A 7356-nucleotide genomic window follows, 5' to 3' on the forward strand; every position below is an offset into this window, starting at 1 on the left:
GAGATTCAGGGGGCCAGTCTAGTAACTGCAATGAGTGCCATCAGCATGCGACGGTAACAGGGACTGAAACGACCGGTAATGAAAACCGTAAGCTTGAAGTTACGCGGTGTAAGGTTTGCACCAGTGCTGTAAGGCAAATTACCCTAGTTTGTCCAGACTGCGAAATACCTCAATTGCTACCTGAGGGAGATAGTGATTTTGAATGCGAACACTGCGACTACACTTCGGATAGGTATAAACTGCTGGATGAGGAGTTGTTCCACAGTGTGGATGAACAGCTACTCTCCGTATTTCCTGCTGGATGTACCAATTGCATGACTCCTGAAAGCGTATGTAAATTTGGAGACGGCTATCTTTGCACTCAGTGTTTCATCTATTACACCGAGCTTCATGTATGTGGTTGTTGCGGTCACCTGAGCGATAGCGTTCCTGAACTGAGCCATATCCGAGGATGTGAATTTTGTGATGGTGACCAACGTTATTTTGATGACTGAATTACCATACATAATCTAGGCTCTTCAGGGATGGGTTGGACAGTCCGCTCCTGGCACAGAGCGGACGATATCACTGAGCTGAAGGTCCGCTGAGAGCGAAGAGCGGACATAACATCCTCGGGATAGTGTGGGAATGGTGTTGTCCGGTTAACCGTTTCAGGCTGATGTTTTACTAGGCATAGTACTTTATGTCGATTGCTTATACATTTAAACTGGCAAAATAGGTTTTAATACGGAGATGGTCAATGTCCCTGCTACATCAGATTCAAGAGTCTGTGGTTCAAGATGGATCAAGCTTGGGTCCAATACTGCTCAAACTCCGACTCTTGGCAGCAAGATTAGGAAGTAACGATTTAGAAGAATGGGTCAAACATGAATCGGAAGGCTATCCTCAGGATGCTGTGCTTCCCGATTACAGAATAGTAGGAGTAACTTATAAAGGCACGTTTTCTGGCCCTTTTGGCTCTGGTATAAAAAATGCGCCTATCCCACCAATATTAATAAAAACGTTTGCAAATGATAGCTGGAATAACTACTCCGTCAGAGAGAGCATTGCTGCTGTTGACGAACTTGTTAAAGTTAGCGCAAAAGGTGGTTCTTTGGGGATTAATGCGTCAAATTTAATCCTTCTTCTACAAGGGAAGATATATGAAGATTATGCTTGTAATGATATCTCTGGAAATATTTCAGTAGTGTCACTATCAGAAATTTCACAAGCCGTTCGCAATAGAGTTCTTGAATTAACAATTGAATTTGAAAAATCAATTCCCGCAGCAGCACACATCACTTTTGGTACTCAAGGTATGGATAAAGATAATGCATCAAAAGCACAGCAAATAACACAACAAATAATTTATGGTAACGTTGGCAATGCCATCTCTGGTGGCAGCGAATCAACTATTAATGTAAGCATACAATCACACAATAAAGAATCGGTAGCAAACTATCTGAAAGATTCAGGTATTTCTGAAGAAGATGCGCGTGATTTCTCACTGATTGTAGCGTCTGAAACACCATCAAGTTCTGAAGAACCTTTTGGGGAAGGTGCAAAAAATTGGATTGCATCAAATATAAGAAAAGCTGCCGATGGGACTTGGAAAGTCGGGATGGCAGTTGCAACCAAAGTTCTGACGGAGGCTGCACTGAAATACTATGGTTTGCAGTAAGTCATGGGCCGCATTTTGCGGCCATATTTATATGTATAGTAAAGCTAAATGTTCATTCCAAAGTAGTTAGTGCCCCATTATGAAGATTTAGCCGTGTAATTTTATCTTACTCGGTAAGCATGTTCCAACACCAATCTAGCTAAATCAGTTTGTTGATTTGATAAATCGACTTCATACGTAAAACATAGTAAAGATAATACTCTTGCAAATTTAACTCGTACTTTTTGCAAAGATTTATAAAAAAGTACTTCATCTGTCGAATTTTGATGCTTATATAATAACATTAAATTTTGACTTAGAGTGTGGATTAAATCTAATATTAAATGTTGCGCTTGCTTGGCTTTTATGTCCAATCTTAGTTGCTCTGTTTTATCTTTGATTGATTCTAAACTTTTGATTACTGCTTGGGAAACCTCTGAATCGAATGGTGCAGTTAAAACCTTTTTACCTTCAAGATAACTGAAATATTTCTCAAACAGTTTCTTATCCGGATCAGATATAAATGGAATCAACTCTTTAGCTGTGATGCCCGAGATGGATGCGACACTTGCTAAACCACCAATTATTTCTAAAAACAATTTCGGCCTCCTAGTGATAATTTAGATAATTAGACTATTTTTTAACTACTAAGTCTCGAAAAGTAGAAGTGTCCATTTGAGTTAGGATGTTATAGATAATACTACGATCGTTTGGGATGCACTACTACCAGATTTGCCACATTACGTAAATTTAGCTATCTAGATAAAACGGCTATAATCACTCAGTAATAATTTCAATACTAAACATCCCTATGTTGCCCGACCAGATTGTGTTTATCACAATTCTTGGTATTAGGCTTTATTCCATTCATGAGTAAACGTCCGCTCATGGCACATGGCAGACAATCACCTCAACATACACAACCTGCAAATCACCATACGTGCCTCACAAGCAAAAAAAAGGCCGCCCAGCATAACCAAGCAGCCTTTTAATCTCAGATGCTCAGCAACTACGCCAGCACTAAATCACCCTGCGGGTGGCAGGAACAGGCCAGTACGTAGCCTTCGGCGATTTCCGCATCGGTTAGCGTCATGGTGCTGGAAACCGTGTAGTTACCATCAACCACTTTGGTTTTGCAGCAGCCGCACACGCCTGCACGGCATGCGGCGACAACCGGCACTTTATTGCTTTCCAGTGCTTCCAGTAGCGTGCTGCCTACCGGCGCATAAAATTCTTTTGCCGGTTGTAGCTTGGTGAACTTCAGACCACTGGTGGCGGCTTCCGCTACCGGCGTGAAGAACTGTTCTTTAAAGAAGCGCGTTACGCCGAGCGCTTTCACTTCTTTTTCGACCAGATCCATGTACGGAGCAGGGCCGCAAGTCATCACGGTACGTGAAGTTAAGTCCGGTACGCTTTTCAGCAGGTCGGTGGTCAGTCGGCCAGAAACAAAGCCATGGGTGGCATTGTTTTCAGCGACCAGCGTCACCGGGTACTCGCGCCATTCGTCGGCAAAAATGACATCTTCCGGCGAACGAACGTTAAAGATCACCTGCACATCGGCCTGCGGACGGTACTTCGCCAACCAGCGACGCATCGACATGATAGGCGTCACGCCACAGCCGGCCGCCAGCATCAGGAACTTGTCTTCTGCTTTATCTTCACAGGTAAACTCACCCATGGCATCAGACAGCCAGATATAGTCGCCGCGCTTCACGTCACGGGTTAGCCACTGTGAACCCGCACCGTCGTCAATGCGGCGGACGGTCAGCGTGATGTACTCGCTAACGCCTGGCGTTGAAGAGATGGTGTAGGCACGCAGCGTCTCCGCTGAGTTACGTACGCTGACCAGTGCATACTGCCCGGCACGATAAGGATAATAATCGTGGCACAGCAACGAAATCGTCCATACATCCGGCGTTTCCTGATGGATGTGATGAACCTGCATCCGCCACGGGCACTGATGGGTTGGCATTGTCATGACTTAACTCCTTACGCGCTCAGCAGCTGCTTCATGTCTTCTTCAACGGTGGTCACGGAACGCAGACCGAATTTCTCGTTGAGCACAGCCAGCAGGTCCGGCGTGAAGAAGCCCGGTGCAGTCGGGCCAGTGACGATATTTTTCACGCCCAGAGACAGCAGGGTCAGCAGAATAACAATCGCTTTCTGTTCGAACCAGGAGAGCACCAGAGACAGCGGCAGGTCGTTCACGCCACAGCCCAGTTTCTCAGCCAGGGTCACCGCCAGGATGATGGCAGAGTATGCATCGTTACACTGACCGGCATCAACCAGACGCGGCAGACCTTCGATATCACCGAAATCCAGTTTGTTGAAACGGTATTTACCACAGGCCAGGGTCAGGATCAGGCAGTCGTCCGGTACGCTGGTGGCGAAATCGGTGAAGTAGTTACGTTCGCCGCGTGCGCCATCGCAACCGCCGACCAGGAAGATGTGACGCAGTTTTTCGCGGCTCACCAGGTCGATCAGCGTATCAGCAGCACCCAGCAGCGTCTGACGACCGAAACCTACGGTGATCAGGTGCGGGATTTCGCTGTACGGGAAGCCTGCCATTTGTTGTGCCTGCGCGATAACCGGACCAAAGTTGTCGCCTTCGAGGTGGCTCACACCCGGCCAACCGACGATGCTACGGGTCCAGATGCGGTCGTCGTATGCACCAACGGTTGGATCGATGATGCAGTTAGAGGTCATCACGATTGGGCCAGGGAAGCGGGCGAACTCAACCTGCTGATTCTGCCAGCCACTGCCGTAGTTACCGATCAGGTGTTTGAATTTACGCAGTTCCGGATAGCCGTGTGCTGGCAGCATTTCACCGTGGGTATAGACGTTAACGCCGGTGCCTTCGGTCTGCTCCAGCAGATTGTATAAATCTTTCAGGTCGTGACCTGAAATCAGGATGCATTTACCTTCGGTCGCTTTAACGTTGACCTGAGTTGGGGTTGGGTGACCGTATTTGGTGGTTTCACCGGCATCCAGAATGCTCATCACTTTGAAGTTCATCTGGCCGATTTCCATAGAGCACTCCAGCAGAGCGTTCATATCGGAAGGCCAGGTACCCAGCCATGCCATGATTTTGTGGTACTGCGCGTAGATATCGTTGTCGTACTGACCCAGAACGTGCGCGTGCTCCATGTAAGCTGCCGCACCTTTCAGGCCGTACAGGCACAGCAGACGCAGACCGAGAATGTTCTCGCCGATAGTCGCTTTGTCTTTGTTCGGGGTAAATTCAGCCGCCTGGCGCTGCAGGTCGCCCAAATCGTCGCTCACCAGCTGCAGGTCAGCCATTGGGTTTTCAACCGTCGCGTTGGCATCAATGTTCAGACACTGCGCTTTCAGGGCGTCACGCATGGCGATGGCTTCACGGGCATAGCCGACGATACGTGGGGAGTCGAAGTTAACGTTGGTCAGGGTAGAGAAGAATGCGCGCGGGGCAAAGTTATCCACTTCATGATCGATGATACCGTATTCACGCGCTTTAACAGCCCATGCAGACAGACCTTGTAGGGAAGCAATCAGCAGATCCTGCAGATCGGAGGTTTCTGCTGTTTTACCGCACATACCTTGCGCGTAAGAGCAGCCGTTCCCTGCCGGAGTACGGATGGTTTGTTCACATTGCACACAAAACATGGTCACACCTTTTAAAGTTATATTTAATATACATGTTTAAGATTATGCCTGCGCGCGAAGGGATTAAAGGGATTTCTGCTACAACTTGCAGGGAGATTGATTTAGCGCAATTTTGGCGGTAGGTGACTACCGCCAGAGGGGTATTTGTGCTGTATCAGGCGGAGAAAAGGGCCATCAACAAAGGCACTAGCAGACTAAGAATAAAGCCGTGAACGATGGCCGCAGGTACCATTTCCAGCCCGCCGCTGCGTTGTAAAACGGGTAGGGTGAAATCCATTGAGGTGGCGCCACACAGTCCTAATGCGGTGGAACGACTGCGGCCGACTAAGCCCGGAATCAGCATAATGGCGATCAGCTCACGAGCCAGATCGTTGAAGAAGGCGGCGCTGCCAATGACGGGACCGAATGACTCGGTCAGCAGAATGCCGGACAGGGAATACCAGCCAAAACCCGAGGCCATCGCCAGCGCGGTTTTCAGCGGCAGTCCGAGGATCAGCGCATTAATCACGCCAGCCAGCATTGAACTTGCCACCACGACGACGGCCACAATCATCCCCCTACGATTCAGCACAATCTGTTTTAAGGTCATGCCGCTGTTACGCAGTTGGATACCGACCAGGAACAATAAAAAGATCAGCGTATATTCGCTGGCTTCGGTGGCGTGCTGTAAGAATGAGAACCCGGTGAGTCCCAGCAGAAACCCCAGCACAACAACGCCACAAAGTTGTAGCGACTCCAGCGCCATGGCAATGCGTGATGGCAGCTTTTCCTGCCGATGGTTGTGCCGCCAGGGAAGTGAACGCTCGAGCCACAACAGCGCGGCGATATTACATAGCAGAATGACCGTCACGCTGACCGCAGAATAATGCAATATCGATAACAGATTGCTGGCGAGATTATCCAGAAACGCCAGACTGATACCCATAAAGAAGAGAATAAGGTAAACGATCCAACTCAACAGGCGATTGATGAGTTTTAATGCCGCTCTGTGCCTAAGCGGAATAAGATAGCCCACAATAAGTGGAATCAGAATGATTAACAGCCCTGAAAACATGAAAACCCGGTCCTTGCTGAGAAGTAAGACGAAATGCGCCACTATAACCTAAATAATTCAAGTTGCAGGAAGGCGGCAAGGGAGTGAATCCCCGGGAGCGTACATAAGTACGTGACTGGGGGAAAGAGCGCAGCCAACACATCTGCAACTTGAAGTATGACGGGGATACACACTACTGAAAGCAAAGAGGGGAGTAAAGTTGCAAATAAAAGGAAATAAAGCGGGGAGGAAAAGACCTGACGTAATGCCAGGTCTTTTTCGTTATCGATTAATCACGTTTTTCTAGCAGCGTGCGATAAATAAGGCCACCGATGATCCCGCCGATAATCGGCATAACCCAGAACAGCCACAGCTGTTGTAACGCCCAACCGCCCTGGAAGAGGGCTACCGCGGTGCTACGCGCCGGGTTTACAGAGGTGTTAGTCACCGGAATACTGATCAGGTGAATCAGGGTCAGTGCCAGACCAATAGCAATCGGTGCAAAACCTGCCGGAGCATGTTTATCCGTGGCGCCATGGATCACTAACAAGAAACCTGCTGTCAGCACAATTTCAATAACAATGGCAGAAAGCATGGAATAACCGCCTGGCGAATGTTCGCCATAGCCGTTTGATGCAAAACCGCTGGCCGTGGCGTCAAAGCCTGCTTTACCGCTGGCGATCAGATACAGCGCCGCTGCCGCAACAATCCCGCCGATAACCTGCGCAACAACATAACCAATCACGTCTTTTGCCGGGAAGCGACCGCCCGCCCATAGGCCTAATGTCACGGCCGGGTTAAAATGGCCGCCTGAAATATGTCCCACGGCGTATGCCATGGTTAATACTGTCAGACCGAATGCCAGTGCGACACCGGCAAAACCAATTCCTAACTCCGGGAATGCTGCGGCCAGCACGGCACTTCCGCACCCACCAAACACAAGCCAAAACGTACCGAAGAATTCAGCTGCTAATTTCCTGAACATAACCACCTCAATTAAAAGTTCCGGGTTCGTTTTCCTGGTGATGCTGCCAACTTACTG

6 protein-coding genes and 1 pseudogene are annotated in these 7356 nt (G+C 48.6%); 2 read left to right on the forward strand and 5 right to left on the reverse strand.

Translation table 11 applies throughout. From position 1 onward, the window contains the following. Together FDW95_RS23315 and FDW95_RS14665 are read left to right on the forward strand one after the other, a co-directional pair. Positions 1-494, forward strand: a pseudogene (locus tag FDW95_RS23315) (hsdR); the annotation flags it as partial. A gap of 245 nt (positions 495-739) precedes the next feature. Continuing rightward, a complete protein-coding gene (locus FDW95_RS14665; RefSeq protein WP_053065156.1) occupies positions 740-1660 on the forward strand; it encodes a hypothetical protein in 921 nt (306 codons plus the stop codon). A gap of 101 nt (positions 1661-1761) precedes the next feature. Here the strand turns inward: FDW95_RS14665 and FDW95_RS14670 are convergent, their stop codons facing one another. The 5 genes from FDW95_RS14670 to aqpZ form a co-directional block, all read right to left on the reverse strand. Then, a complete protein-coding gene (locus FDW95_RS14670) occupies positions 1762-2238 on the reverse strand; it encodes a hypothetical protein (protein ID WP_137363537.1) in 477 nt (158 codons plus the stop codon). 410 nt (positions 2239-2648) lie between these two features. After that, positions 2649-3617 carry an NADH oxidoreductase gene (gene hcr, locus FDW95_RS14675; RefSeq protein WP_096756555.1) on the reverse strand — a complete coding sequence of 323 codons (969 nt, stop codon included), beginning with the start codon at positions 3615-3617 and terminating at the stop codon, positions 2649-2651. Positions 3618-3628: 11 nt separating this feature from the next. Next, complete coding sequence (gene hcp / locus FDW95_RS14680) at positions 3629-5281, reverse strand: hydroxylamine reductase (RefSeq protein ID WP_096756556.1); 1653 nt, start codon at positions 5279-5281, stop codon at positions 3629-3631. Between the two features lie 154 nt (positions 5282-5435). After that, the gene (locus tag FDW95_RS14685; protein WP_115258076.1) at positions 5436-6335 is read right to left on the reverse strand and encodes a lysine exporter LysO family protein; all 900 of its coding nucleotides are present in this window, start codon (positions 6333-6335) and stop codon (positions 5436-5438) included. 268 nt (positions 6336-6603) lie between these two features. Then, positions 6604-7299, reverse strand: a complete 696-nt coding sequence (gene aqpZ, locus FDW95_RS14695; protein ID WP_115258077.1) for an aquaporin Z — start codon at positions 7297-7299, stop codon at positions 6604-6606. Between the last annotated feature and the right edge of the window lie 57 nt (positions 7300-7356).

The sequence above is a fragment of the Citrobacter sp. wls718 genome, from assembly GCF_005280945.1.
In the GTDB taxonomy this organism is placed as follows: Bacteria; Pseudomonadota; Gammaproteobacteria; order Enterobacterales; family Enterobacteriaceae; genus Citrobacter; species Citrobacter gillenii.